This window comes from Promicromonospora sukumoe, assembly GCF_014137995.1.
In the GTDB taxonomy this organism is placed as follows: domain Bacteria; phylum Actinomycetota; class Actinomycetes; order Actinomycetales; family Cellulomonadaceae; genus Promicromonospora; species Promicromonospora sukumoe.
Genome location: NZ_JACGWV010000002.1, coordinates 1 through 26,521, shown reverse-complemented (window position 1 = coordinate 26,521; position 26,521 = coordinate 1). Strand labels below are relative to the sequence as shown.

The window sequence follows — 26,521 nt, the reverse complement described above, 5'->3', positions numbered from 1 at the left end:
CCGCGGCCATGAGCGCGCCAGTCTTTCTCGCGGAGGCGTCCGCCGCCCATCCGCTGTCCGGGTACGCCGCGGGCGCGGTGTACGTGCTCGACGGCGCCGAGGGCCGGCACGCCGGTGTGGTCCAGCGGCGCGGTCCGGGGGAGCGCATCGACGTCGTCGACGGCGCGGGCGTCCGCCTGCGGACCGTCGTCGAGAGCGTGCAGGGCGCCGAGGTGCACCTGCGCGTCGAGCAGGCCGACGTCGAGCCTGTGCCCGACGTCGTCGTCACGCTCGTCCAGGCTCTCGCCAAGGGCGACCGCGACGAGATGGCCATCGAGGCCGCGACCGAGACCGGCGCGGACGCGATCATCCCGTGGCAGGCCGAACGGTCCGTCGTGGTGTGGCGCGGCGACCGCGCGGCGAAGTCGCGGGCCCGCTGGGTCAGCACCGTGCGGGCCGCGACCAAGCAGGCCCGCCGGGCGCGCATCCCCGCCGTCGACGTGCCGCTGAGCAGCAAGCAGCTCGCCGCCCGGACCCGTGAGGTCGTCGCGGCGGGCGGCGCCGTCGTCGTGCTGCACGAGGAGGCGACGGCCGGCCTCGCGTCGGTCGCGCTGCCCGACGCCGGCCCCCTGCTTCTCGTCGTCGGCCCCGAGGGCGGCATCTCCGAGACGGAGGTCGCCCTGCTCACGGAGGCGGGCGCCACCACGGCCCGCCTAGGCCCCCACGTCCTGCGTACGTCCACGGCGGGCCCGATAGCGATCGCCCTGCTGAGCGAACGCCTGGGCCGCTGGTAACCCCCACGCGAAACAGTTGAGTGCTGGGTATTTGCGGGTTTCCGACCCGGAAACCCGCAAATACCCAGCACTCAACGAGTGGGGTCAGTTGCGGACTATGAACTCCACGCGGCGGTTCTTCTCCAGGTCCTCGAACGTGCGCGGGACGACCAGCGGGTCCGACTCGCCGAAGCCCTTCCACGTCAGCCGGTCGCGCTCGACGCCCAGGTCCACCAGCTCGTCCACGACCTGCTCCGCGCGGCGCTCGCTGAGCCGCTGGTTGTGCTCGTCGCTGCCCACCGAGTCGGTGTGGCCCTCGACGCGTACCTCGACCTCCGGGTGCTCCGCGAGCACCTCCGCGGCCTCCCGCACCACGCGACGGCCGTCCTTGGTCAGCCGGGCGCTGTCCGTGACGAACGTGATGTTCGGGATCTCGACGAGGTCCTCCTGCGCCTGCTCCCGCTCCTCGCGGGTCGGCTCGCGCTTGGGCTCGTCCTTGTCGTCGTCCTTGTCGTCGGCGGCATCGTCGGTCGCGCCGTCCGTCGCCTCGTCCTCGGTCGCCTCGTCGTCGCTCGTCCCGTCGCCCGACGTCGCCTCGCTCGCCTCGGGCGACGCGATCGCGTCGGCCAGGGCGTCCGTCGCGGCGTCGGTGACGTCGTCGGTCTCGTCCTCGGTCTCCGCCGGCTCCGCGGCCTCCGCGGGGCCGGGCTCGCCCGAGACCAGGCCGTCCGGCCCGTAGGCCGCGGCGGTCCGGACGCCGGTCACCCCGCCGACGACCTCCGCGGCGGTCAGCGCCTCCGCGTCGCTCGGCGCGGTCACGTCGGCGTCGCGGCCCGCGAACCGGACGTCCGCGCCCTCGATGCCCGCGGCGGAGAGGGCCCCCTGCGCGCTCTCCGTCAGCGTGGTCTCGATGTGCTCACGGAACCCCGTGTTCTGGACGCTCGACAGGGCGCCCAGGCCGAGGACCACGATGATCACCGGCGGGAGCACGACCTTCAGGTTCATGCCTTCACCTCGGACTGCGTGGGCTCGTCGTCCTCAGACTTCTCGGCCCCGGCGCTCTCGGCCTCGCTGCTCTCGTCAGCCTCGGCGGCCTCGGCCTTCGCCTCGTCCTCGGCGATCGCCTCGGCCTTGGCCGCGGTGCCCTCGACCTCGTCGACGTCCGTGTAGTCGACGTCCTTGCGGAACTTGGCGGCGCGGTCCTGGCCGCCGATGAGGTAGTCCTGGAACTCCTGCAGGCCGGTCTCGTCGCCGTCGGCCAGGTACTGGGCCTGGTCGGCCCAGCTCGCGGCCGCCGGGGCGAACGTGATGCCGCCCGTGGCGAGCGCCGCGCGCAGCTCGTCCTCGCTCGCGGCGGCGATCTTCGCGTAGGTCGTGAAGCCGGCGGCGTGAAGCGTGGACTCGATCTTGGGGCCGATGCCCTCGATGCGCTGCAGGTCCTGCGGCTCGGGCTCCGGGGCGGGCTCGGGCTCCGGCTCGACGACGGGCGCCGCCGCGGCCTCCGCCTCGTCCTGCGCGAGCGCGGCGGCCTTGGCGGCTGCGCCCTCGATCTCGTCGACGTCGGTGTAGTCGACGTTCTCGTTGAACTTCGCGCGCCGCTCCTGGCCGCCGATGAGGTAGTCCTGGTACTCCTTGAGGCCGTCCTCGTCGCCGTCCACCAGGTACTGGGCCTGGTCGGCCCAGGTCGTGGCGGCCGGCGCGAACGTGATGCCGCTCGCGGTCAGGGCCGCGCGCAGGTCGTCCTCGCTCGCCGCGGCGACCTTGGCGTACGTCGTGTAGCCGGCAGCCTGCAGGGCCGCCTCGATCTTGGGGCCGATGCCCTCGATGCGCTGCAGGTCCTGCGGCTCGGGCTCCGGCGTGGGCTCGGGCTCCGGCACGACGACGGCCGCGGCCGCGGCGGCCGCCTCGTCCTCGGCGAGCGCGGCGGCCTTAGCGGCTGCGCCCTCGATCTCGTCGACGTCGGTGTAGTCGACGTTCTCGTTGAACTTCGCGCGCCGCTCCTGGCCGCCCACGAGGTAGTCCTGGTACTCCTCCAGGCCCTTCGCGTCGTTGTCCACGAGGTACTGCGCCTGGTCGGCCCAGCTCGCGGCCGCCGGGGCGAACTTGATGCCCTGGCCCGCGACGGCCTCCCGGAGCTCGGCCTCGGTCGCGCCCGCGATCTTCGCGTACGTGGTGTAGCCGGCCGCCTTCAGCGCCGCGGCGATCTTCGGGCCGACGCCCTCCAGACGCTGCAGATCGTCCGCGGCCTCGGCGGCCTCGGGCACGACGGCGGTCTCGGCGTCGCCCCCGGCCTCGAGCCGTGCCGCGGCCTGCGCGGCGGCAGCCTCGGCGGCCTCGCGCGCGACGGCCTCCGCCTCGGCGACGACGTCGGACTCGGCGGACGTGACCTCGTCCTCCGCGCCCTGCTCCTTCGTGGCGTCCTGCTTCGCGTCCGCGGCCTCGGTGTCACCGGCCCCGTCGGTCGCGTCGGCACCCGCGCCGGAGTTCCCGTCCGTCGCCTCGTCGGCCTTGTCGGCGCCCGCGCCGGCGATGCTCTCGGCGTCGGCCTTCGCGCCGTCGTTCTCGCCAGCAGTAGCGGAAGTCGCCGCCGCGGTCCCGGCGGTCGCGGCAGCGAGGGCGGGCACCGCCTCGGCGTCCGCCTTCTCCGCCTCAGCCGGCTCCGCCTCAGCCGGCTCCGCCTCAACAGACTCCGCCTCAGCGGTCCCGGCCGCGTCCGCCTTGGCGGCACCAGTCCCGCCGTCCGCGCTCGCCTCGTCGCCCGAGGCCTCCGTGGCAGCCGAGGAAGCACCGGCCGAACGCGCGGCGGCCTCGGCCTTCTCCGCGGTGTGCTTGCCCCTGGCGCGGCGGCCCCAGACGACCCAGCCGATCCAGATGCCGATCGCGAGGCCGATCAGGGCCGCGATGATGATGAATGCGAGCGATTGGGCGATGAACCAACCCACGCGAACCTCCAGGTGAAAGCAGAGTGTGAAGTGAGGGCGACCGACGGGACCCGCGAGGTTGGACGGCGACTAAACGCTGCCTCAGTACCCCAATCTCCATCGAACGCCGCAAACTCTCCCACATCCCCTTCACCCGGGCATTTCGAGCCAGGTAACGGGACGGGAACATCACGGAGCGTCGTCCAAAGCACCGTCCAAACCGCCCCGGACGCCTGCGGGCGCGAGCCACGGACCCCCGCCGGTAGCCTGCCGACATGACGAGTACCGACAGCCCCGACTGCCTCTTCTGCAAGATCGTCGCGGGGGACATCCCGGCCGACGTCGTCGCGTCGTCGGACACCGCCATCGCCTTCCGGGACATCGCGCCCAAGGCGCCGGTGCACGTCCTCGTGGTGCCCAAGGAGCACTACCCGGACGTGCCCGCGTTCGCGGCGTCGGACCCCGAGGGCCTCGCGAGCCTGATCGCGCTGGCGGACGGCGTGGCCTCCGAGGTGGCCGACGGCCAGTACCGCCTGGTCTTCAACACCGGGCCCAAGGCCGGCCAGAGCGTGTTCCACGTGCACGCCCACCTGCTCGCCGGTGCCGACCTCCCCGGGTTTGCCTGAACCTCCCCTCGACGCGGTACGGGAAAGACCGTGGCGTGACCCGGTCCTGTCGATAGGATGAGGCTGTCGTCATCCCTACCGCATAAGGAGCGGATCGGCCCCGCGGGGCCGGCTCATGACAACTTCGTCCAGCACACAGTCCCAGACCCGGATCGAGCACAAGATCGTCGTCCCGGCCCACATCCCGACGGTCGCGCTCCTCGGGAGCCGGGACTCGGTGCTGCGGGCCGTCGAGGAGGGCTTTCCCGGCGTCGACGTCCATGCCCGTGGCAACGAGATAGCGGTGAACGGACCGGCGGGCGACGTCGCCCTGGTCACCCAGCTGCTCGACGAGCTGATCGAGGTCGTCGAGGCCGGCACCCAGCTCACCCCCGAGGTCGTCAAGCGTTCGGTGGCGATGCTGAGCGACGCGTCCAAGTCGCGGCCCGCCGAGGTCCTCACGTTCAACATCCTGTCCAGCCGGGGCCGCACCATCCGCCCCAAGACGGTCGGGCAGAAGGCGTACGTGGACGCCATCGACACCAACACCATCACCTTCGGCATCGGCCCGGCCGGCACCGGCAAGACCTACCTCGCCATGGCCAAGGCCGTCCAGGCGCTGCAGGCCAAGCAGGTCAACCGGATCATCCTGACGCGCCCGGCCGTCGAGGCCGGGGAGCGCCTCGGGTTCCTGCCCGGCACGCTGTCCGAGAAGATCGACCCCTACCTGCGCCCGCTCTACGACGCGCTGCACGACATGGTCGACCCCGAGCAGGTGCCCAAGCTCATCGAGGCGGGCACCATCGAGGTCGCGCCCCTGGCGTACATGCGCGGCCGGTCGCTCAACGACTCGTTCATCGTGCTGGACGAGGCGCAGAACACCTCCACCGAGCAGATGAAGATGTTCCTGACCCGCCTGGGCTTCGGCTCCAAGATGGTGATCACCGGCGACGCGACCCAGGTCGACCTGCCGGGCGGCACCACCTCCGGCCTGCGCGTCGTCGAGGACATCCTGCTCGGCGTCGACGACGTCGAGTTCTGCCGCCTGACGTCGTCCGACGTCGTGCGGCACCGTCTGGTCAGCGACATCATCGACGCGTACGCGCGGTGGGACGTGCTCACGGACGACCGTCGTCCGGGCCGCCAGCCGCAGGACCATCGTTCGGGAAGCAACAAGAGGCAGCGCCGGTGAGCATCGAGGTCAACAACGAGTCGGGGTTCGAGGTCGACGAGGCGGAGTTCGCCGCGCTCGGCCGCTTCGTCATCGACGCCATGCGCGTACACCCCCAGTCGGAGCTGTCGATCATCTTCGTCGACACCACCGTCATGTCCGACCTGCACGTGCAGTGGATGGACGAGCCAGGGCCCACCGACGTCCTCTCGTTCCCCATGGACGAGCTCCGGCCGGGGCGTGACGGCGACGTCACCCCGGCCGGAACGCTCGGCGACATCGTGCTGTGCCCGGAGGTCGCGGTCACCCAGGCCAAGGCCGCCGGCCACTCCACGACGGAGGAGCTGCTGCTCCTGACGACGCACGGCATCCTGCACCTGCTGGGCTACGACCACGCGGAGCCGGAGGAGGAGAAGGAGATGTTCGCCCTGCAGCGCAAGCTCCTGCTCACCTTCCTCGCGACGCGGTGACCGGCGTGATCGTCCTTCTCCTGACCCTCGTCATGCTGGTCGGCCTCTCGCTGGCGGGCATGCTCTCCGCCGGCGAGGCAGCGCTCCTGCGCGTCACCCGCGCGTCCCTCACGGAGGCGCTCGCGGAGGCCGAGCTGGGGCAGTCGCCCGACCCGGAGCGCGCCGGCCGGATCCGGCGCGCCCAGGCCCTCGTCGTCGACCCGCCGGCGACCGTCGCCTCCTTCGCGCTCGTGCGCGTGATGGCGGAGGTCGTGGCCATCGCGGCCGGGACCCTGCTCGTGCAGCAGGCGATCCCGGGCGAGGGCGTGCCCAACGAGCTGCCGGTCATGCTCATCGCGCTCGTCGTCGGCGTGGTGGTCGGTGTCATCTTCGTGCGGGTCTCGCCGCGCGCGCTCGGCTTCCGCCGCCCCGTCGCGGTGCTGGTCGCGCTGGTGGGCCCGCTGAGCGGCGTCTCGCGCGCCGTCGCCTGGCTGACCCGCATCTCGGTGCCGCACGTCGACCCGTCGCCGCCCACCGAGGCCGAGCTGCGCGACATCGCGGACCGGCTGGGGGAGTCCAGCGCCTTCGAGGAGTCCGACCGCGAGCTGCTCCGGTCGGTGATCGAGCTCGGCGGCACCATCACGCGCGAGGTCATGGTGCCCCGCACCGACATGGTGACCGTCACGGCAGACACCTCGCTCGACAAGGTGCTGCGGCTGTTCCTGCGCTCCGGCTTCTCGCGGGTGCCCGTCGTCGGCGAGTCGGTGGACGACGTCGTCGGCGTCGCCTACTTCAAGGACGTCGTGGCCGCGGTGCACTGGCCCGTCGACGACGGCGGCGCCCGGGAACCGTCCCGGCGCCCCGCCTCCGACGTCGCCCGCGACGCCGTCTTCGTGCCCGAGTCGAAGCCGATCGACGACCTGCTGCGCGAGATGCAGGCCTCGGCCAGCCACATCGCGCTCGTGGTCGACGAGTACGGTGGGGTCGCGGGCCTGGTGACCATCGAGGACCTCCTGGAGGAGGTCGTCGGCGAGCTCACCGACGAGCACGACACCGTGCCCGTCCAGGAGATCGAGGACCTGGGCGGCGGCGTGCTGCGCGTGCCGGCCCGTCTTCCGGTGGACGAGCTCGGCGACCTGTTCGACCTGCGCCTGGACGACGACGACGTGGACACCGCCGGTGGCCTGCTCGCCAAGGCGCTCGGCAAGGTGCCGCTCGCCGGGGCGTCCGTCGAGGTGGGCGGCGTGCACCTGGAGGCAGAACGGGTCGAGGGGCGGCGCAAGCAGATCTCGACCATCCTCGTGCACCGCACGGAACCGGTGGGCGAGCCGGACGACAGCAACGGCGGTCTCGACCAGCACGACCGCCGTGATCAGAAGCGTGACCAGAAGGAAGTGACCTCTTGAGCGAGCAGCCCGCAGTGCGACAGACCGCCGAGCACCGGAGCGGGTTCGCCTGCCTGGTGGGCCGCCCCAACGCCGGCAAGTCGACCCTGACGAACGCGCTGGTGGGGCAGAAGGTCGCGATCATGTCGGCGCGGCCGCAGACCACCCGGCACACCATCCGCGGGATCGTGCACCGGCCGGACGCGCAGCTCGTGCTCGTGGACACCCCGGGTCTGCACCGGCCCCGCACGCTGCTGGGCGAGCGGCTCAACGACCTGGTGCGCGACACGCTCTCCGAGGTGGACGTCATCGCGTTCTGCCTGCCCGCGGACCAGAAGGTGGGCCCCGGCGACCGCTACATCGCGGCGCAGCTCGCCGAGCTGATGACGGGGCGCCGCGGCGTGCCCGTCGTCGCCGTCGTGACCAAGGCCGACCTGGTGCCGCGCCCCGACCTGGTGGAGCACCTGCTCTCCGTCGAGCAGCTCGCGAAGTCCGTGGACCGCGAGTGGGCCGACATCGTGCCCGTCTCGGCCAAGGACGGGTACCAGGTCGAGGAGCTCGAGGCCGTCCTGATCTCCCACCTGCCCGAGGGTCCCGACCTGTACCCGGACGGCGAGCTGACCGACGAGCCCGAGGCCGTCATGGTGGCTGAGCTGGTGCGCGAGGCCGCCCTGGAGGGCGTGCGCGACGAGCTGCCGCACTCGCTTGCCGTGGTCGTCGAGGAGATCGTCGAGCGCGAGGGCTCGGGCGACCCGGCCAAGGGGAAGCCGCCGCTCCTGGACGTGCGCGTCAATCTGTTCGTGGAGCGCGACTCGCAGAAGGCGATCATCATCGGGCGCGGCGGGTCCCGGCTGCGGTCCGTCGGCACCGAGGCGCGGCAGGGCATCGAGAAGCTGCTGGGCACGCGCGTCTACCTCGACCTGCACGTCAAGGTCGCCAAGGACTGGCAGCGCGACCCGAAGCAGCTGCGCCGGCTGGGCTTCTGACGCCGCCGGCTTGTTGCCGGAGTCCTAGGGCCCCCTTAGAGTCAGAAGAAATAAGAAACTCTAAGAAAGGCTCCTGGATGGCGGCGTCGAGGAACCCGTTCAAACCGTCGGCCGGTGCCACGCCACCCCATCTGGTGGGCCGCGACGACCAGATCGCCGCGGTGGCCGACGGGCTCGACGAGGGGCCGGGCTCGCCTGGACGGCTCACGATCTTCACGGGTGCACGCGGTGTGGGCAAGACGACCCTGCTGAATGCGGTCGACGACGTCGCGCTGGAACACGGATGGCTGTTCGTCGACGAGACGGCGACCACGGGCCTCATGGGCAGGCTCGACGAGCACGTCAGCCACATGCTGGAGGAGCGCCGGCCGCGCCCCAAGCGACGTCTGACAGGTATCAACCTGCCGGCGTCGTTCGGTGGGGTCTCTACCGAGCTGACCCCCGAGCTTTCCGCGGGGCTGCGGCGCAAGCTCAACGCGCTGCTCGACGACCTCGAACGCCACGACTCCGGTCTGCTGCTCACGATCGACGAGGTGCACGTCTCGCTGCCGGACATGCGGGAGATCGCGGCTCTCGCCCAGCACATGGTGCGGGAGCAACGCCAGTTCGCGCTCGTGATGGCCGGTCTTCCGTCCGCGGTGTCCGGCCTGTTGTCGGACGGCGTCCTGACCTTCCTGCGGCGAGCGGACAAGCACGTGCTGGGTGACGTGAGCATCGACGAGGTGCACGACGCCCTGGTCGCCACGTTCGAGGAGAACGGCCGGGCGATGACTCCGGAAGCGAGCGAGCTGGCCGCCGAGGCCACGTTCGGCTACCCGTTCCTGATCCAGCTCGTGGGCTATCACGTCTGGCGTGCCACCGACGGGGGCGTCGCCGACCTCGACGCCGTGGACGCGGGGATCAGCGCGGCGCGTCGTCGGCTGGGCAGCCTGGTCCACGAGACGGCGCTCGCCGACCTCTCCGACCTGGACCGGACCTTCCTCGTCGCCATGTCCGTCGACGACGGCCCGTCGCAGATGGCGGACCTGCGACGGCGGATGGGCGAGGTGAGCCCGCAGCATGCCAACACCTACCGTCGGCGACTGATGGCGGCCGGCATGATCGAGCAGGTGTCGCACGGCAAGGTCGCGTTCGCGCTGCCCTACCTCCGGGACTTCCTGCGGGAGCACGGCGCCGCCTACGGACTGGGGCCCGACGAGCTCTGACTCGAATATCGCAGCCACGATCAAGGGCAATCCGGACACTGTGCTGTGATGGCGCGATGGAGACAGTGGTCGTTCGGGCGGCGCCCGTCGAGCTCGCGGGCCTGACCGGGCTCACCCCCCTGTCGGCGACGACGGGTGGCACGGACTCGCAGGAGATCTACGACGTGCTGCGGTCCAGGTGGGGCGTCGTGGCGCCCGTCGACATGGAGCCGGGCGTGCCCGTGTGGCTGGTCATGGGGCACGCGGAGATCTGCGAGATCACGCGGAACGAGTCGCAGTTCTCCCGCGACCCGCGCAACTGGCGCTGGCACTACGACGGGCTGCTGTCGGAGCGGTCGGCGCTACTCGGGATCTCGCCGCGGGAGCCGCGCAACTCGTCGTACCACCATGACGGGGAGCGCCGTCGTCGGCTGCGCCAGCCGCTGGACGACGCGCTGGAGGCGCTGCCGGAGAAGCTGGTGGTGGCGCAGGTCGAGGAGGTCAGCCGGCGGCTGGTCGAGGAGCTCGGCTCCAGCGGCGAGGCCGACCTGGTCCCGCACTGGGCCAAGAAGGTGGGCTTCCTCGCGGTGACGGCGCTGTTCGGCTTCGACCAGGACACGGCGGAGCAGATGATGGCCGACTCGGCGCACATCATGAACCACACGAGCGAGGCGCCGCAGGCGCGCGACCGGATGGGCCGCAACCTGATGGCGCACGTCCAGGACCGGAAGACGACGGCGGGGGCGGACCTGACGTCGTCGTTCGTGCGGCACCCGAGCTTCCACGACGACCGGGAGATCGCGGACTCGATGTCGGTGCCGCTGATCGCGGCCAGCGAGTTCCTCACGGCGTGGATCGCCCTGACCCTGCGGCTGCTGCTCACGGACCAGCGGTTCGCCGCGCGCTGGACGGGCGGCCGGATCGCCCTGGACGAGGCGCTGGACGAGGTGCTGTGGCGCGAGGCGCCCGCCGCGAACCCGCCGCTGCCCCGGTACGCGATGAACGACCTGGAGCTCGACGGCAAGCTGGTCCGCAAGGGTGACGCGCTGATCATGGCGGTGGCCGCGGCGAACCAGGACCCGCTGGTGCACACCGGCAACATGTGGGACGAGGTCGGCAACCGGGCGCACCTGGCCTGGGGCGTGGGGCCGCACCGCTGCCCGGCGTCGCGCCAGGCGCGGATCATCGCGCGCGTGGCGATCAGCCGGCTGCTGACCGAGCTCGACCTGGAGCTGGCGGTCGAGGACCACGACCTGGCGTGGGTGCCGTCGCCGTGGGTGCGGCACCCGCAGGCGCTGCCGGTCCGGTACAGCCGGGCGCGGTCATCGGGCACGGAGATCTACGAGGTCGCGCGCTGACGTGCCCCCCGGTCGCTCCCGATCGTTGAGTGCTGGATATTCGCCCTTCTCCGTGTGCGAGAAGGGCGAATATCCAGCACTCAACGAGGGGTGGGGGTTGGGGTGGTCGGGGTGTTCCAGTCGATGCGGTAGTCCGTGACCCAGTCGCGCGTGCTGCGGGCGGCGGCTCGGCTCACCAGCGGCAGGATGACCCGGTCGCGCAGCACCCGGGTCAGCGGGTTGGGGATCTTCTGGTTCGAGGTGCGCTTCGCCTGCGCGATCAGCCGCTCGACCCGACCTCGCCGCAACTCCTCGAAGGCCGCGAACGCCTCCGCGGGGTCGCGGTGGTCCCGCAGGAACCGCGCGAGCAGCACGCCGTCCTCGATCGCGAGCGAGGCCCCCTGGCCCGACGTCGGCGAGATGCCGTGCGCCGCGTCGCCGACCAGCCCGATCGGCCCGCGGTGCCAGACCGGCACCCGGGGCAGGTCGAGCGTGTTCCACGGGCCGATGACCTGCGGCGTCGCGGCGATCAGCTCCAGCGCGGGCCCGGCGTCGTCGGCGAACAGGCGCTCCAGCTCGGCGCGCCAGCGCTCCGGCGTCCAGGCGGCGAGCTCGTCGGCGCTCGCCTCGCGGGCCCGCGGCACGTTCGCGAACCACCAGACGTCGCCCGGCCCGCGGTTCGCGTAGGCGAAGAAGGCCCGCTTGCCGAACGTCATCGTGAACACGCCCCGGGGGCCGTCCACGGTCACGCCCGAGGCGTAGCCGCCCGTGTTCAGCAGGCCGGTGTAGCGCGGCGGCGGGCAGGCCGGGTCGAGGATCGCCCGGGTGCGGGAGTGCAGGCCGTCGGCCCCGATCAGCAGGTCGCCCTCGGCGGTGGTCCCGTCCGCGAAGGAGGCGACGACGCCGGCCGCGCCGGCACCAGGCGGGCCGACGACGCCGGCTGCCCCCGCAGCCCTGCTGCCCGCGCCCGGCACGACCGTGGCGTCGACCAGCCGCTTGCCGTACTCGACCGAGATGCCGCGCCGCACGGCCTCGTCCCGGAGCCGGGTGTAGAGGTCGGAGCGCCGGACGGTCTGGCTGACCGTGCCGGCGTCGTCGTCCCGGCCCATGCCGAGGCGCGCCAAGACGCGGCCGCCGGACCCCCGCAGCTCCAGCGCGGGCGTGTCGAAGCCGCCCAGGTCGTGGTGGTCGATGTCCAGCACCTGCAGGGCGGCGAGCCCGTTCGGGGCCAGGGTCAGGTAGGCGCCGACGCCGTCCGCGGTGCGGTCGTAGGCCTCGTGCACCGTCGCCTCGATGCCGGCCTTCTGCAGGGCCATGGCGGTCACGGGTCCGGTGATGCCCGCTCCGACGATGATCGCTCTCATGTGCTCACCATAAAATGGGTAACCATAAGATGGCAAGGTGTTGGCCGCTTAGGCTGGGCGCCGTGACCCAGGACTCCCGGCCGCGCTCGCCGCTCGCCATGGTGCTGCTCGCGCTGCTCGCGGAGGAGCCGATGCACGCCTACCGCATGCAGCGGCTGATCAAGACCCGGCGCAAGGACGACGTCGTCAACGTGGCCCGCAGCAACAGCGTCTACCAGTCGATCGAGCGGCTGCTGCGCGACGGTCTCATCGCGGTCCACGAGAAGCAGGCGGCCGACGCCGGACCGGCCCGGATCGTCTACGCGCTGACCCCCGACGGGTCCGCCGCCCTGCGCCGCTGGATGGACGCCGCGCTCGCGACGCCGGCGCGCGAGTTCCCCGAGTTCCGGGCGGTGCTGGCCGTCGTCGCGATCACCGGGCCCGACCTGGTGCGCGACCGGCTCGCGGAGCGCGTCACGGCCCTCGAAGTAGCCCTGGCGGAGGCGGAGCGCGAGGCCGCCACCGCCCAGGAGTGGGGCCTGCCGCGGGTGCTCCTGCTGGAGCACGAGCACCTCCTGGTCACCCTGCGCGCGGAGCTGGGCTGGGTGCGCGGGATTGTCGCCGACCTGCGGTCGGGCGCGCTGACGTGGGACACCGAGGAGATGCTCGCCTCCCGCCCGCCGGAGTGACCCGCCGACGCCGTCGGATCGAGCGAACGGGGCCGCAGGCGTAGCATCCGAAGGTGTTGTTTCGGACCGTCGCCACCTCCGCCGCGATCCTGGTCGCGCTGGCCGTCGCGGGTGCTGTCGCGGGTCCCGTCTGGGAGCCGGAGCCGGTGACCGACCACCTGCGGCTCGCCTCCTCCGACACGGCGATCGGGGGCGCCTCGCCCGACGCCGGTGAGCCCGGCGACCACGACGTGCGCGAGACGCCCGTCATCATCCCGCTGGCCGACGGCCGCGAGGTGGGCGGCCTGCTCCGCGAGCCGGTCGAACGGGGCACGGACACCGACCCGGGCGACGCCCCCGACGCCGACGACCACCCCGGCCGCCCCGGCATCGTCTTCGTGCACGGCGCGGGCACCGGCAAGGCCGCCGACGCGTTCACGCAGGCCGCGACGTCGCTCGCGAGCGCGGGGATCACCACGCTGGTGCCCGACAAGCGGCTCGACAACTACTCCACGCGGCACCGGGACTACGAGGCGATGGCGCGCGACTACGCCTTCTCGGTGCGCTTCCTGCGGGACGTCCCGGGCGTCGACCCGGACGACGTGGGCCTGTACGCCGAGTCGGAGGGCGCGTGGGTGTCCCCGGTGATGATGGTGAACGACCCGCGGCTCGCGTTCCAGATCCTCGTCTCCGCGCCGATCGTGCCGCCGCGGCAGCAGGCCGCCTACGCCGTCGACAACTACCTGCGGAACACGGACGTGCCCGCCGGGGTGTTCCGCGCGATCCCGCGCGCCGTCGGCATGAAGGTGCCCGGCGGCGGGTTCGAGTACGCGGACTTCGACGTGCGGCCGTGGCTCCGGCAGCAGCAGGACCCGATCCTCGCCGTCTACGGCACCGACGACGCCTCGATGCCGCTCGAGCAGGGCACGCGCGAGCTCCTGGCCGACGCCGACGACGTGACCGTCCGCTTCTACGACCACGCCAACCACGGCATCAACGTCCAGACGCCGGGCGGCCTGGTGCTGCACCCCGACTTCGCGCGCGACGTCGCCGACTGGGTGCTCGGCCTGCCGGCGACGGCGTCCGCCCCGCCGCAGGTCGCGGGGGCCCAGCCCGAGCAGCTCTACCTCGCGGCGCCCGTGCCGCAGCCGCACTGGTACGGCGACGGCGACTGGCTGGTCGGCGTGGTCGTCACCGCCGCCGGGCTGCTCGTCGTGGGCTCGCTGCTGCTCGGGGGAGTGGCCGTCGTCCGGAGCCTGGCCCGACGACGTTCGGGTCGCCCGGGCGTGCGCCTCGCGCGCGGGCTGCGCGGACCCCTGGCCTGGCTGGCCCTCGGAGCCGTGGTGACGTCGCTCGGGCTCGCCGCGTATCTCGGGGTCGTCGCCCGGCTCGCGCTGGACTACGAGAAGAACGACCTGGTGGTGCAGGGCGGCTGGATCGCCGTGCGCGTGCTCGGGCTGGTCGCCGTCGTCGCGGCGGCGCTGCTGGTCAACCGGCTGCGCGACCGGCGGATGTCGCTGGTCGAGCCCGACGGTCCCGAGCCGCGCCGGCCCGCCGTCGCCGTGGTGTCGACGGGCTTCTGGGCCACCGTGCTGGGCTCGACGGCGCTCCTGGTCACGCTGGCCTACTGGGGCGCCTACCAGCTCGGCATCTGAGGTCTCCCCGGGCTGAGGGAGATTCAGCAGGCCGGGGACGACCGTATCCCGGCCGGTAGCGGCCGTCCCCGGCCTGATGAGTCCGGCTCAGTAGGTGGGCCGTGCCGCCGTCCCGGTCAGCGGCCGGGACGGGTGCGCCGGGTGCGCGGTCCGGGGCGACGGCACGGCGCGGGGGACCGCCAGGCTCGGTACCGACGGGCCCGGGACCGCGAGGCTCGGGACGGACGGGCGCGGGACGGCAGCGCGCGGCGCCACCGCCACAGCCTCCGGCAGCGCGTCCGGCAGGCGCAGGTGCCGCACCTGGTCCACGTGCGTCGTCGTCGCCAGCGCCGCGCTGTGCCCCGCCGGCGCGGGCACGTGCGTCAGGTACGGCCGGGGGTGGGGGAGCCGGACCGACGGGTCGGCCGTCACCAGGCTGGGGCGCGGCCCGGTCACGTCGAGGTCTCGCAGGGGGATCGCCAGGCCGTGCCCCACCAGCTTGGTCGTCGCCTCCTTGCGGGTCCACGACGCGAGCAGCGCGTCGGCCCGGTCCCGCGCCGGCAGGCGGCGCCACGCGTGGTGCTCGGCCCGTGTGAGCGCGGCCGCCGCGAGGTCGTCCAGGTCGCCGACCTCCGGCCGGGCGTCGAGGTTCGCGCCCACGCGGCCCTCGCCCACCACCGCGACCAGCACCCACGCCCGCGTGTGCGACACCGAGTAGTCCAGGGCGGCGTCCTTGACGTGGGGGCGGCCGTGCTGCGGGTCGCCGCAGCGATCGCACGCCCGGTCCACCACGACGTCCTGCGGCGCCAGGCCGAGATACCGGGCCAGGATCAGCCGCTGGGCCGCGCGCGACGTCAGGTGGACGTCCGTCGCCAGTGCGTCCAGGCCCACGAGCTGCTCCCGATCCGGTACGGTCAGCAGGCGCGTCCAGGCTTCCCGGCGTCGGACCGGGACCAGCCAGACGTCGCAGGTGCGGGGTGCCGGTGCGGCGGCTGAGTCCACTGCGTTCTCCTGTGACCTGGGTGTGCCGACGGCGCTCGCCGACGGCGGATGTTCCACACGCACCAGATGTGATGGACGTGCGCAGAAATACAGGTGTGACCGGACTCGCCGTGGCACGGCCTGACAGAGCCGGTACCCAACGGGTAGAAACGTGATGGGCCCCAGCGCCGCCAGCCACACTTCCCCAGTCTCGACCAGCGGCGTTATCGAGGAGTGAACGGATGATGGACCAGCACGCTTCGGAGCGTGACGAGAGAACTTCGGGCGACGTCGCGGACGACGCGAACGGCGCACCGACCGAGAGTCTCGGCCACGAGCACGTCACGACCTCTCCGCACGAGACCGGGCCCGGCACCGCCGCCGACGGCTCCGGCGACGTCCGGCCCTTCGCCAACATCGCGGCCGCCGACTACGTGCGAGACGCCGTCGCCGCGCTCGCCCTGCTCGTGTCGCTCGCGCTCCCGTGGAACCTGCTGGACCGCTCCGCGGACCGGGTCGAGGTGGTCCTCGCGGTCGCGCTGTCGCTCGCGTCGCTGACCCTGCCCTACCTCGCGCGGTTCTCCGTGCTCCCCGTGACGTGGACCGTGCACTCGACACGCCGCGCACGCCTGCTCGCCGGGCTCCCGCTCGCCGTGATCGGCCTGGTGCACCTCGTGCTCGACGTGCGCAGCGGCGCCGGCGTCGGCACCGGCCTGGGCCTCGCGCTCGCCGGCGCGGCGCTCGCGGCCACCCCGCGCGACAGCGAGCTCGGGCCCGTCGACGAGGACGGCGCCGTCGTCCGTGCCTGGCGGTTCGGCCTCGCCGGCGTCGGCGCGCTCATCGCGCTGGGCGCCGTGCTCTCGACGCTGCTCGCCGAGCTCGCCGACGGCGCCACCCTGGGCGACCGGCTGCTGGCGCCCGTGTGGCTGGTGCTCTCGCTCGGCCTCGTGTGGCTCCTCGTGGGCGGCACCGTGCGGCACGACCGGCCCTCGCGCCTGGTGCTCGTCGCCGTCGGCATCGTGCTGGCGCTCCTGTTCGTCTTCACCTCGGGCGGCGCCCTGACCGGCATGGAGTCCATGCAGCCGGGCGTCACCGACCCGAGCCGCTTCGGCCTGGTGCTGCTCCCGCTCGCCGCCGCCGTGGCGGGCTCGCCCGCCGTCCGCCGCGACCCCGCGGCCGCCGACGCCGAGGAGAGCACCGAGCACGCCGCCGGCGTCTGGGTGCGGGTCGCGATCCGCGCGTTCGACGTCATCGTTCTCCTGGCCGCGTGCAGCGCGCTCGCCGCGCTCGTCCAGCTCATCGACCCCGGCTTCATCGGGTCCGGCGCCGGCGTCACGCTGGTGCTGCGGCTCGTGCTCGGCGTCGTCGTCGCCGGCATCGCCTGGTTCGCGCGCCGCTCCCTGAAGCGCGACCCGAACACCGGCCACGTGCCCGCCGTCGGCGCAGCGTGCGTCGCGGGCGTGCTGGGCCTCGTCGTCGTCATCGCGACGTCGGGCGCCAGCCTGGGCGTGAACCTCGGCGACCTGCTCATGGCGCTCGCCCTGCCCATCGTCGCGGCCAGCGCGCTCATGGTGCCCAAGGCGGTGCGCGAGCACTTCCAGACCGCCGGCATCGGCGGCGAGGTCGACGCCGACCGCAGCCAGGCCTACGTCTGGTCCCCGCCGCGGCCCAAGGGTGACAAGGCCGCGCCGGTCGCCCTCCCGGAGGAGCCCGTGCGGCCCGCCCCCGAGCTGCGACGCCCGGCCGAGCCGCGCCGCGTCAGCTCCACGGGCGCCGTGCGGACGGTCGCCGGTGCCGCCGCCGCCCAGCGCGGCGTGGTCCCGGTGCAGACGGCGCAGCCGACGTCGGGCGAGGTCTCGCTCGGCTCGATGCGCACGGTCGAGGAGATGCCGGCCGCGTCCGGCCCCGTCGACGCGACCGCGACGATGCCGCCGGTCCGCTCCGGTGCAACGCCGGTCGCCGCGCAGCCGGCGCCGGACACCCAGCGGACGGCGCACCCCACCGCGCACCCGACCGCGCGCATCCGGCCCATGGGGAACGGCCAGCAGGCCGCCGCGGACGGCTCGACCGGGCTCGACGAGGCCCAGGAGCACGCGACGCGCCCGGTCGTGCCCGGGCAGGGCGCACAGGGCGGTCAGGGGAACGGCGCCGCGGCGTCGGACTACGGCTCGGAGTCCGGGCACACCGCCGTGCTGCCGCCCGTGGTGGCAGGCGGCCGGTGGAACCCCGCCCAGGCGCTCGACCCGGCCACGCCGCTCGCGGACCTGGCCAAGATCGTGCAGGAGGCCCCGCACCTGCGTCCGCAGGTCGCGGCCAACCCGTCGACGTACCCGGCGCTGCTGGACTGGCTGGGCGCCCTGGGCGACCCCCAGGTCGACGCGGCCCTGCGCAACCGCCGCTGACCCCTCCACGTGTCAGACGTACAGGTCCCTCCGGGGACCTGTACGTCTGACACGTGTGGGAGGGGCGCCGCTCCTGTACGTGGGGTCAGGTCCGGATCGTGGGCGTGACTGGCGCCCCCGGTCCGGGCGGGGGGTACAGTGGCGGCGTGCGCCTGACGGTGATCCTTCTCCTTCGCTGCCGCGACGAGGCCTAGACAGGCCGGTCCCTCGTCGCGGAGGCTTGGTGTGCCGGCCAACCTCACCGAGCGAAGGACACATGATGGAGAACAGCATCACCGCCACCACCCCCGGCGGAGTTCACGAGACAGCAGTGCACGGCGCCGCAGGCGGGATCATCGAGGACAACCCGCAGCAGACGTCGGGCATGCCTACCCAGAAGTACCGGCCCTTCCACGAGCAGATCAGCCTCGAGCTGCCTGACCGTACGTGGCCCGCCAAGCGCATCGAGAAGGCCCCGCGCTGGTGCGCGGTGGACCTGCGCGACGGCAACCAGGCCCTGATCGAGCCGATGGACGCGGAGCGCAAGCTGCGGATGTTCGAGCTGCTGGTCCAGATGGGCTACAAGGAGATCGAGGTCGGTTTCCCGTCGGCGAGCCAGACGGACTACGACTTCGTGCGCAAGCTGATCGACGAGAACCGGATCCCCGACGACGTGGTCATCCAGGTCCTCACCCAGGCCCGGGCCCACCTGATCGAGCGCACCTACGAGGCGATCACCGGCGCCAAGCAGGCGATCGTCCACCTCTACAACTCGACGTCCGTGCTGCAGCGGGAGGTCGTCTTCCGCTCCGACCAGGACGGCATCGTCGACATCGCGCTCGACGGCGCCAAGCTGTGCCGCAAGCTGGAGGAGACCGTCCCGGGCACGCGCATCTACTACGAGTACTCCCCGGAGTCGTACACCGGCACCGAGCTGGAGTTCGCGGTCCGCATCTGCAACGAGGTCATCGAGATCTTCGAGCCGACGCCGGAGCGCAAGGTCATCATCAACCTGCCGGCGACCGTCGAGATGGCGACGCCGAACGTCTACGCCGACTCGATCGAGTGGATGAGCCGCCACCTGGCCCACCGCGAGAACGTCATCCTGTCGCTGCACCCGCACAACGACCGCGGCACGGCCGTGGCCGCCGCCGAGCTGGGCTACCTGGCCGGCGCCGACCGCATCGAGGGCTGCCTGTTCGGCAACGGCGAGCGCACCGGCAACGTCGACCTGGTGACCCTGGGCATGAACCTGTTCTCGCAGGGGATCGACCCGCAGATCGACTTCAGCGACATCGACGGCATCCGCCGCACGGTCGAGCACTGCAACCAGATGCCCGTGCACGAGCGTCACCCCTACGTGGGCGACCTGGTGTTCACGGCGTTCTCGGGCTCGCACCAGGACGCCATCAAGAAGGGCTTCGAGCACATGGCCGGGCGCGCCGAGGCGGCCGGCGTGAGCGTCGACGACCTGGACTGGGGCGTGCCGTACCTGCCGATCGACCCGCGCGACGTCGGCCGGTCCTACGAGGCCGTCATCCGCGTGAACTCGCAGTCCGGCAAGGGCGGCGTGTCCTACCTGCTCAAGAGCGAGCACAACCTGGACCTGCCGCGCCGGCTGCAGATCGAGTTCTCGCACGCCGTGCAGCAGGTGACCGACGAGCAGGGCACCGAGGTCACCGGCGCGGACATCTGGCGCATCTTCACCGACGAGTACCTGCCGGTCGAGGAGAACGCGACGTCGGGCCTGGAGCACTGGGGCCGGCTCACGCTGCGCGGCACCCGTGCCGTCTCCGCCGAGGGCGAGCAGGACACGCTCGAGGTGGACGTCACCGACCGCGGCAAGGAGCTGACGCTGACCGGATCCGGCAACGGGCCGATCGACGCCTTCGTCAACGCGATCGCCCAGGTCGGCGTCGACGTACGCGTGCTGGACTACACCGAGCACGCCCTGTCCGAGGGAGGCGACGCCAGCGCGGCGGCGTACGTCGAGTGCGCGGTGGGCGACGACGTCCTGTGGGGCGTCGGCATCGACCCGTCGATCACCCTGTCGTCCCTGAAGGCGATCGTCTCGGCCGTCAACCGCGCGGAGCGCGCGGCGGTCTGACCCGCCGGGCTCTGGCCGCCCGAGTCAGATCGGCCGCTTGCAACGAGACCGGTCCATCGCCGGACCGATCTCGACGCAAGCGGCCGATCTGATGCACACCCCGGGGTAACCTCCCCGCATGAGCTGGCCGGTCACCATCAACTTCCACCCCGACCGGCTGGTCGCCGACGGCAGCGAGACGCTGGTCGAGCGCCTCGCCCACGACCGGGTGTGGCGGTCCCAGTTCGAGACCGGCACCAGCAACGGCGGCCTCACCGCGCACCGCGGCGGCGACCGCTGGGTCTGGGAGCAGCGCATGTTCGACGGCTGGTACGACGACGCCGCTCCCCACCTGCGCCCACGCTACGGCGCGCTGAACCACCGGGGCCGCGCTGCGGGCGGCGCCGTCCGCTTCGGGTCCGCGCACCTGCGGCTGCGCCCGCACGTGCTGGAGCGCACCACGTTCTGCTACCCGGACTCCTTCCTGGAGCCGGAGCACTTCGCCGCCGCGGACCCGACGCCGCTGGTCACGATGGCGGACGCCGACACCGCGGCCGGCGTCCACGACCTGCTGGACGACTACGTCGAGGCCCAGGTGCACGGCGTCGTCGCCCTGCCGGACGACGTCGAGGCGCTGGTCCTGGACCCCTCCTACCGCGGCACCGCGGTGGCCGACGCCGCGGCGCGACTCGGCGTCACCGTCGAGTGGCACCACGGGCTCCGGCTGCACGTCGACGAGGTGGCCGCGCGCCCCGAGTTCCGAGGTCCGGAGATCGTGGAGGTGGCGCGCGCGGTCGCCGTCGGGCGCACGACGGGCGGCTGGCTCGACGCCCGGGTGATCGGCGAGGCCGTGCGCGCCGGGGAGCACCACCCGCAGGACCTCAAGAAGGTGTGGCACCACGTGGCGCGGTGGGGAGATGCCCAGCCCTGACCGCTGGCCGACGCATCTTCCAGATGGGCGGTGCTCCTGGGAGGAGCTCGTCGATCGTCTCGGTGATCTCGAAGCCGTGCTGTCGGCAGAACCCGATCTCTTCTGGTGCGGTCGCCAGCAGCGAGACCGGCTGGCCGTCGAGGTCGGCCTCGGCGAGACCGTCGCGCAGGAGGGCGCCGTCGATGTCAACGCCCTGGTGGTCGGGGTGGACCGCGAGGGCGCTGAGGATCCATCCCGTCTCGCCCTCGAACACGGGGCGCAGCGCGGTGTGCACGGCGACAAGGTGGGCCCACGCGTCCCCGATGCGTCGCTCGAGCCGGCCGGTGACGTGGGCCAGGCGCGGGTCGATCGGTTCGTGGGTCTCGTTCTTCATGACGTTGACCCAGTGGCACAGTCCGATGATCCGTCCGTCCTGCACGGCGACCCGCGCGGCCTGCGCGGGCGTGATCAGACGCAGTGCCTCACGGAAATGGATCAGGGTGGGCAATGCGCGCCGCTTGGCGTCCGGCACCATGTAGATGGTGAGCGGGTCGTCGGTGGTAGCCGCCGCCACGAGCCGAGCGGCCTCCTTGCTCTGCCGCGGCCGGAAGTCGGTGATCCTCACGGCCCGGAGCGTACCGAGACCTCGGGCACCTCAGGCCGGGTTTCATCCGGGGACCGCCGCCCCGGCCGGGTCAGCAGCACGCCCGCCAGGCTGACCACGAAGCCGGCGACCGTCAGCAGCGGCAGGTCCTGGCCGAACATCGCCCAGGCCCACGCGGCGGAGACGGCGGGCGTGAGGTAGAGCCAGGTGCTCACCGCGACCGGCCCGCGGGTGCGCAGCACGTACAGGTACATGCCGTAGCCGCCCAGGAACGCCAGCCCGACGAGCCAGGCGATCGCGAGCCAGAACGTCGGGTCGGCGGGCGGACCGGCGTCTCCGCTCGCGAACGCCAGCGCCGCGAAGATCCCGAGCGCCACGACGCCCTGCACGGCCAGCGAGTCCAGCACGTCGTGCTTCTCGGCCTCCGTCGGCGCGGGCCACAGGTCGCCCAGCACCGTGGCGGCCGAGAGCGACAGCATGCCGAGCACGGCCCAGAGCGCGCCCGCGGCACCGGCGCCGGCGGCGACGTCGGGCCCGACGGCGAGGGCGACGCCCGCGAACCCGACGGCCAGGCCGACGGCCTGGCGACGTCCGCCACCGTTGCCGCGGCCCGACGCGGACAGGACCACCGCGACCAGCGGCGGCTGGAGCGAGGCGAGCAGGGCGGCGGTCCCGGCGGGCAGGCCCTCCTCGACCGCGCGGAACACGCCGTACAGGTAGCCGGCCTGGCCGAGCGCGCCGAGCACCGCCTCGCGCCGCAGGTAGCGCGGGCCGTAGCGTCGGCCCAGCGCGAGCACGATCACCACCATCAGCAGGGCGGCGACGACATAGCGCCACAGGAGCGTGGTCGTGGCCGGCGCGACCGGGGCCGCGAACGTGGCGCCCACGAAGCCGGAGCTCCACATGACCACGAGCAGGGCGGGGGCGAGGTGCCGGAGAAGGCTCATGCCCAGCAGGTAACCATACAGGTCCGTATACTCGCAGTATCCCCCGTATCCCAGCAGGTCAGGAGAGGTCCCGTGGCACGACGCAGCCCCAACCCCGACACCCCGGCCGGCGAGCGGATCCTCGCCACGGCCAGCGAGCTGTTCTACGAGCGGGGCATCCGCGGCGTCGGCGTCGACCTGATCGCCGACCAGGCCGGGGTCACCAAGAAGACGCTGTACGACCGGTTCGGCTCCAAGGACGCGCTGGTGGCCGCCTACCTGACCCGGCGGCACGAGCGCTGGGCGGCGTGGTTCGAGCGGCGGCTCGCGGAGCGCCGCGCGTCGGGCCTCGACCAGGTGCTCGTGGCCCTGGAGGTCGCCGAGGAGTGGGCCGACGAGAACGTGCGCGGGTGCGCGTTCGTCAATGCCCACGGCGAGATCGGCGGCATCGACCACCCCGGCAACGCCGTGATCCTGGCCGACAAGCAGTACATGCTCGCCGAGTTCCAGCGGCTGCTGCGCGACGCCGGCCACCCCGACCCGGATGGTGTCGGTGCGCAGATCCACCTCCTGTACGAGGGCGCGATGGTGGCGCACACCACGCGCGCCCAGCCGGACGCCTTCGGCACTGCCCGGGCGGCGGTCCGGGCGCTGCTGCGGGACTGAAGGCGCGGAGGAGGCTTCCGATGCTGCCGCGCCGGCGCTATATTGTTAACGGTACCGTTCCGTTAATAAATGGAGGTAGGCATGGCCGACGCCGAGGTCATCGACGTGCTGGTGGTCGGGGCAGGACCCACGGGTCTCGCCCTGGCCTGCGGCCTGCGGCTGCAGGGGGTCGGGGTGCGCGTGGTGGACCGTCGGGCGGCCCCGGCGACGACGTCGCGCGCCAACTTCGTGCACGCGCGCGGGTCGGAGGTCCTCGACCGGCTGGGCGCGCTGGGCGACCTGCCGGAGCGCTCGGTGCGCGCCATGCGGATCACGACCTACCTGGGCGACCGGCCCATGATGCGCGTCCGGTTCGGCGACCCCGGGCTGCGCACCGCCGCACCGCCCATGGTGGTCTCGCAGGCACTCGTCGAGGACGGCCTGCGGCGCCGTCTCGCGGAGCTGGGCGGCGCCCCGGAGTGGGGCGCGCGGCTGACCGGTGCGCTGCAGGACGACGACGGCGTCACCGCCGAGCTCTCCGACGGACGAACCGTGCGGGCCCGGTGGCTCGTCGGCTGCGACGGCACCGACAGCGCGGTCCGCGCGGCCGCCGGGATCAGCGCCCCGGGCGTGCGCCTCAGCGAGCGGTTCCTCCTGGCCGACCTGCACCTGGACTGGGACCTTGACCGTGCCGGGACGTCAGGCTGGGTGCACCCGGACGGGATGCTCGGCGTGATGCCCATGCCCGACCCCGACGGGCGGGCCGACCTGTGGCGCCTGATCGCGTACGACCCGGACGGTGCGGCGGGGGAGCAGGCCACGGGGATGCCGGACGACGCCGCGGACGCCGCGGGCACGAAGGCCACCGCGGACGCCGCGCAGTGGGCCGCCGACGCCTACGGCCGGCGGAGCCGCCTCACCGAGGAGCAGATCCTGGACCGGTTCCGCGCGATCCTCCCCGGGCGCACCGGCCGCCAGGTCCGGGTGCTGGAGCCCGTGTGGCTCTCCGAGTTCACGATCCACCGCCGGCTGGCCGACCGGTACCGGAGCGGGCGCGTCCTCGTCGCGGGCGACGCCGCGCACGCGCACGCGCCGTTCGGCGGCCAGGGCATGCTCACGGGCCTGGGCGACGCCGAGAACCTCGCCTGGAAGCTGGGCCTCGTGGTGCGGGGCCTCGCGTCGAAGGCGCTGGTGGACACCTACGAGGCGGAGCGGCGTCCGCTGGCCGCCGAGGTGCTGCGGGGCACGGCGAACGTGACCAAGGTGAACGTGGCGCGCAGCGCCGCGGGCCGGTTCCTGCGGGACCAGGTGCTCGTCCGGCTCTTCAACCAGCCCTGGGTCCAGCGCTGGGCCACCTTCACGACCTCCCAGCTCTGGGTCAGCTACCGGTCGGGGCCGCTCGGGGCCGGGCCGGGCGAGCGGACGGCGGCGCGGCTGACCCGGCGGGTCTGCGTCGGCGACCGCGTGCCGAGCCTCGCCTGCACCCGGGCCGACGGCCGGGCGACCCGCCTGCACGACGAGCTCGGCGGGCGGTGGGCCCTGCTCGTGCCGCCGGCGGAGACCGGGCCGGGAAGCGTCCGGCCCGGGCCGGACGACGTCGGGCCGGACGTCGAACCGGACGACGTCGAACCGACCCGTCTCTCCCGCACCGACGGCGTGCCCGAGGCCTGGCTGGTACGCCCCGACGGGCACCTGGCCTGGCGCGGGACCGACCCGGCGGGCGCCGGGCCCTGGCTGGCCGGCCTGCTGCGCGACGGGCGGGTCCGATGACGGCGCCCGCCGGGCAGAGGGGCCGGGGCCGCCCGCGGGACCCACGCACGGACCAGGCGATCCTGGCCGCGGCGCTCGAGCTGTTCACCGAGCACGGCCACGCCGGGACCAGCATCGAGCAGATCGCGCGGCGGGCCGGCGTCGGCAAGCTGACCGTGTACCGGCGCTGGGGCAGCAAGGACGAGCTGATCGCGGCGGCGGTCGAGTCGGCGCGCGGCGAGATCCCGTCGCCGGGCATCGGCGACCTCGACGGCATGTCGTACGCCCAGATCTCGCAGGTGATCGCCGAAGCCCTGCCGGGGAGCGCCCGCACCCTCGCCGAGCCCGGCTACCGCGCCATGCTCGCCCAGGTGTTCGGCTCCAGCGTCACGCATCCCGGCCTGATGGCGGCGTTCTGGAACGACCACATCCTGCCCCGGCGCCGCACCGCGCACCTGGCGCTGTCGCGGGCCGTCGACGAGGGGGTGCTGCCCCCGGAGACCGACATCGAGGCGCTCATCGACATGACCGTCGGCGCCGTCGTCTACCGGCTGCTGCGCCCCGAGCCGCCGGACGCCGACGAGCTGCTGGCCTACCTGCGCTCCGTCTACGAGCAGGCCGGGATGATCCCGCGGCGGTGACCGCCCGGTGCTGAGCAGCGTCGGGCGCGCAACACCCGCTGTGTACTCTCGGCCCGTGCACCAGCAGACGATCCTCCAGCCAGGTACGGGCACCAGCGCGGACGCCGGCACCGCCGTCGTCGACGGGGCGGCCTACCTGCCCACGTCGGCCGAGACCGCCTACTGGGGCCGCCTGCCCTGCGCCGCGGACAGCGCCGTGCTCACGGTCGACCCGGGCCAGGAGGTCGTGGTCGACACCCTGTCCCACGAGGGCATCCTCGAGGACCAGGGCGGCGACCCGCTCGGGTGGTTCGCGGAGCGCGGCGTCGCCGAGGACGCGGTGCTCGCGGACGCCGTGGAGCTCGCCGCCGTCCGCCGCTCGCGGCTGGGCGACCGCACGCCCGGGCTGCCCGACGTCCCGGGCGCGCACGGCGGCCACGTCGTGACCGGGCCGATCGAGGTGCGCGGCGCGCGGCCCGGCGACCTGCTCGCGATCCGCGTGCTGTCGACGGACCCGCGCGTGCCGTACGGCGTCATCTCCAACCGGCACGGCCGCGGGTCGCTGCCGGGCGAGTACCCGGCCGGCGGCGCCGACATCGTCAGCGTGTTCGCGCAGGTGGACTCGTGGGCCGACGGCGCGGGTCGCGGCTCGATCCCGCTCGCCGAGGGCTCCGAGCGTCGCGTGGGCTTCGACCTGCACCCGTTCCTCGGCATCATGGGCGTCGCCGCGGCCGGGGACGAGCGGCCGCACTCGGTGCCGCCGGGGCCGTTCGGCGGCAACATCGACATCAACCTGCTGGGCGCCGGGTCCACCCTGTACCTGCCGGTGCAGGTGGCCGGCGCGCTCGCCTACGTGGGCGACCCGCACTTCGCGCAGGGCGACGGCGAGGTGGCGCTCACCGCGTTCGAGGCCTCGCTGCGCGTGCGGCTGGGCTTCGACCTGATCCCGGCCGCCGACGCCGTCGCGGCGTTCGGCGACCTGGCCGGCCCGCTCGGCGAGACCGCCGAGTACCTGGTGCCGACCGGGCTGGACCGCGACCTCGACGTCGCCGTGCAGAACTGCGTGCGCGCCGCGATCGCGCTGCTGGGGGTGCGGTACGGGATGTCGCCCGCGCACGCCTACGCGTACCTGTCCGCCGCGACGGACTTCGACATCTCGCAGGTCGTCGACGTGGTCAAGGGCA

The 26,521-nt window shown here is 73.4% G+C and carries 23 protein-coding genes; 17 read left to right on the top strand and 6 right to left on the bottom strand.

Annotated features, from left to right (window positions below):
- The first annotated feature begins 8 nt into the window (after positions 1–8).
- On the top strand, positions 9–773 hold the full coding sequence (locus tag FHX71_RS17355; protein WP_182618801.1) for a 16S rRNA (uracil(1498)-N(3))-methyltransferase: 765 nt from the start codon (positions 9–11) through the stop codon (positions 771–773).
- A gap of 84 nt (positions 774–857) precedes the next feature.
- Here the strand turns inward: FHX71_RS17355 and FHX71_RS17350 are convergent, their stop codons facing one another.
- Positions 858–1,757: an OmpA family protein gene (locus FHX71_RS17350; protein ID WP_182618800.1), complete on the bottom strand. Its 900-nt coding sequence runs from the start codon at positions 1,755–1,757 to the stop codon at positions 858–860.
- Positions 1,754–3,694, bottom strand: a complete 1,941-nt coding sequence (locus FHX71_RS30120) for a helix-hairpin-helix domain-containing protein (RefSeq protein WP_182618799.1) — start codon at positions 3,692–3,694, stop codon at positions 1,754–1,756. Before FHX71_RS30120 ends, FHX71_RS17350 begins: the two co-directional genes overlap by 4 nt.
- Before the next feature lie 254 nt (positions 3,695–3,948).
- Between FHX71_RS30120 and FHX71_RS17340 the strand changes: the two genes are divergently transcribed.
- The 7 genes from FHX71_RS17340 to FHX71_RS17310 all read left to right on the top strand — a co-directional run bounded on the left by FHX71_RS17340 (position 3,949) and on the right by FHX71_RS17310 (position 10,811).
- On the top strand, positions 3,949–4,299 hold the full coding sequence (locus FHX71_RS17340; protein WP_182618798.1) for a histidine triad nucleotide-binding protein: 351 nt from the start codon (positions 3,949–3,951) through the stop codon (positions 4,297–4,299).
- 115 nt (positions 4,300–4,414) lie between these two features.
- Positions 4,415–5,470 (top strand): PhoH family protein, encoded by a 1,056-nt coding sequence (locus tag FHX71_RS17335; RefSeq protein ID WP_182618797.1) that lies wholly within the window; start codon positions 4,415–4,417, stop codon positions 5,468–5,470.
- On the top strand, positions 5,467–5,919 hold the full coding sequence (gene ybeY / locus FHX71_RS17330; protein ID WP_182618796.1) for an rRNA maturation RNase YbeY: 453 nt from the start codon (positions 5,467–5,469) through the stop codon (positions 5,917–5,919). Before FHX71_RS17335 ends, ybeY begins: the two co-directional genes overlap by 4 nt.
- A 5-nt stretch (positions 5,920–5,924) precedes the next feature.
- Positions 5,925–7,304 (top strand): hemolysin family protein, encoded by a 1,380-nt coding sequence (locus tag FHX71_RS17325; RefSeq protein ID WP_312877098.1) that lies wholly within the window; start codon positions 5,925–5,927, stop codon positions 7,302–7,304.
- On the top strand, positions 7,301–8,269 hold the full coding sequence (gene era / locus FHX71_RS17320) for a GTPase Era (RefSeq protein ID WP_220490180.1): 969 nt from the start codon (positions 7,301–7,303) through the stop codon (positions 8,267–8,269). The genes FHX71_RS17325 and era overlap by 4 nt, the downstream gene beginning before the upstream one ends.
- 77 nt (positions 8,270–8,346) lie before the next feature.
- Positions 8,347–9,474, top strand: coding sequence for an ATP-binding protein (locus FHX71_RS17315; RefSeq protein WP_182618794.1), 1,128 nt, complete (start codon positions 8,347–8,349; stop codon positions 9,472–9,474).
- A gap of 56 nt (positions 9,475–9,530) precedes the next feature.
- Positions 9,531–10,811, top strand: a complete 1,281-nt coding sequence (locus FHX71_RS17310; protein WP_182618793.1) for a cytochrome P450 family protein — start codon at positions 9,531–9,533, stop codon at positions 10,809–10,811.
- Between the two features lie 80 nt (positions 10,812–10,891).
- Here FHX71_RS17310 and FHX71_RS17305 read toward each other — a convergent pair whose 3' ends face one another.
- Positions 10,892–12,154, bottom strand: coding sequence for an FAD-dependent oxidoreductase (locus tag FHX71_RS17305; protein WP_182618792.1), 1,263 nt, complete (start codon positions 12,152–12,154; stop codon positions 10,892–10,894).
- 62 nt (positions 12,155–12,216) lie between these two features.
- Between FHX71_RS17305 and FHX71_RS17300 the strand changes: the two genes are divergently transcribed.
- Positions 12,217–12,822, top strand: coding sequence for a PadR family transcriptional regulator (locus FHX71_RS17300; protein WP_220490179.1), 606 nt, complete (start codon positions 12,217–12,219; stop codon positions 12,820–12,822).
- 53 nt (positions 12,823–12,875) lie between these two features.
- Positions 12,876–14,456, top strand: a complete 1,581-nt coding sequence (locus FHX71_RS17295) for an alpha/beta hydrolase family protein (protein WP_182618791.1) — start codon at positions 12,876–12,878, stop codon at positions 14,454–14,456.
- Between the two features lie 87 nt (positions 14,457–14,543).
- On the opposite strand, the gene FHX71_RS30115 is transcribed toward FHX71_RS17295, so the two are convergent.
- Complete coding sequence (locus FHX71_RS30115) at positions 14,544–15,437, bottom strand: 4'-phosphopantetheinyl transferase family protein (RefSeq protein WP_182618790.1); 894 nt, start codon at positions 15,435–15,437, stop codon at positions 14,544–14,546.
- Between the two features lie 221 nt (positions 15,438–15,658).
- On the opposite strand from FHX71_RS30115, the gene FHX71_RS17285 reads away from it, so the two are divergent.
- From FHX71_RS17285 to FHX71_RS17275, 3 genes are all read left to right on the top strand, one after another.
- Positions 15,659–17,818 (top strand): DUF7937 domain-containing protein, encoded by a 2,160-nt coding sequence (locus FHX71_RS17285; protein WP_182620084.1) that lies wholly within the window; start codon positions 15,659–15,661, stop codon positions 17,816–17,818.
- Positions 17,819–18,074: 256 nt separating this feature from the next.
- A complete protein-coding gene (leuA, locus tag FHX71_RS17280; RefSeq protein ID WP_376770141.1) occupies positions 18,075–19,904 on the top strand; it encodes a 2-isopropylmalate synthase in 1,830 nt (609 codons plus the stop codon).
- Between the two features lie 118 nt (positions 19,905–20,022).
- Complete coding sequence (locus FHX71_RS17275; RefSeq protein WP_182618789.1) at positions 20,023–20,814, top strand: DUF3626 domain-containing protein; 792 nt, start codon at positions 20,023–20,025, stop codon at positions 20,812–20,814.
- On the opposite strand, the gene FHX71_RS17270 is transcribed toward FHX71_RS17275, so the two are convergent.
- Both FHX71_RS17270 and FHX71_RS17265 read right to left on the bottom strand, forming a co-directional pair.
- Positions 20,765–21,418 (bottom strand): GNAT family N-acetyltransferase, encoded by a 654-nt coding sequence (locus tag FHX71_RS17270; protein ID WP_182618788.1) that lies wholly within the window; start codon positions 21,416–21,418, stop codon positions 20,765–20,767. The two genes, FHX71_RS17275 and FHX71_RS17270, sit on opposite strands and share 50 nt — an antisense overlap.
- Positions 21,415–22,344, bottom strand: coding sequence for a DMT family transporter (locus FHX71_RS17265; RefSeq protein ID WP_182618787.1), 930 nt, complete (start codon positions 22,342–22,344; stop codon positions 21,415–21,417). Before FHX71_RS17265 ends, FHX71_RS17270 begins: the two co-directional genes overlap by 4 nt.
- A 72-nt stretch (positions 22,345–22,416) precedes the next feature.
- Here FHX71_RS17265 and FHX71_RS17260 point away from each other — a divergent pair, with 72 nt between their 5' ends.
- The 4 genes from FHX71_RS17260 to FHX71_RS17245 form a co-directional block, all read left to right on the top strand.
- On the top strand, positions 22,417–22,989 hold the full coding sequence (locus tag FHX71_RS17260) for a TetR/AcrR family transcriptional regulator (RefSeq protein ID WP_182618786.1): 573 nt from the start codon (positions 22,417–22,419) through the stop codon (positions 22,987–22,989).
- 81 nt (positions 22,990–23,070) lie between these two features.
- Positions 23,071–24,738: an FAD-dependent monooxygenase gene (locus FHX71_RS17255; protein ID WP_182618785.1), complete on the top strand. Its 1,668-nt coding sequence runs from the start codon at positions 23,071–23,073 to the stop codon at positions 24,736–24,738.
- Positions 24,735–25,358 carry a TetR/AcrR family transcriptional regulator gene (locus FHX71_RS17250; RefSeq protein ID WP_182618784.1) on the top strand — a complete coding sequence of 208 codons (624 nt, stop codon included), beginning with the start codon at positions 24,735–24,737 and terminating at the stop codon, positions 25,356–25,358. The genes FHX71_RS17255 and FHX71_RS17250 overlap by 4 nt, the downstream gene beginning before the upstream one ends.
- A gap of 55 nt (positions 25,359–25,413) precedes the next feature.
- Positions 25,414–26,521: acetamidase/formamidase family protein (locus tag FHX71_RS17245; protein ID WP_312877097.1), on the top strand; the 1,108-nt coding region annotated here is incomplete at its 3' end.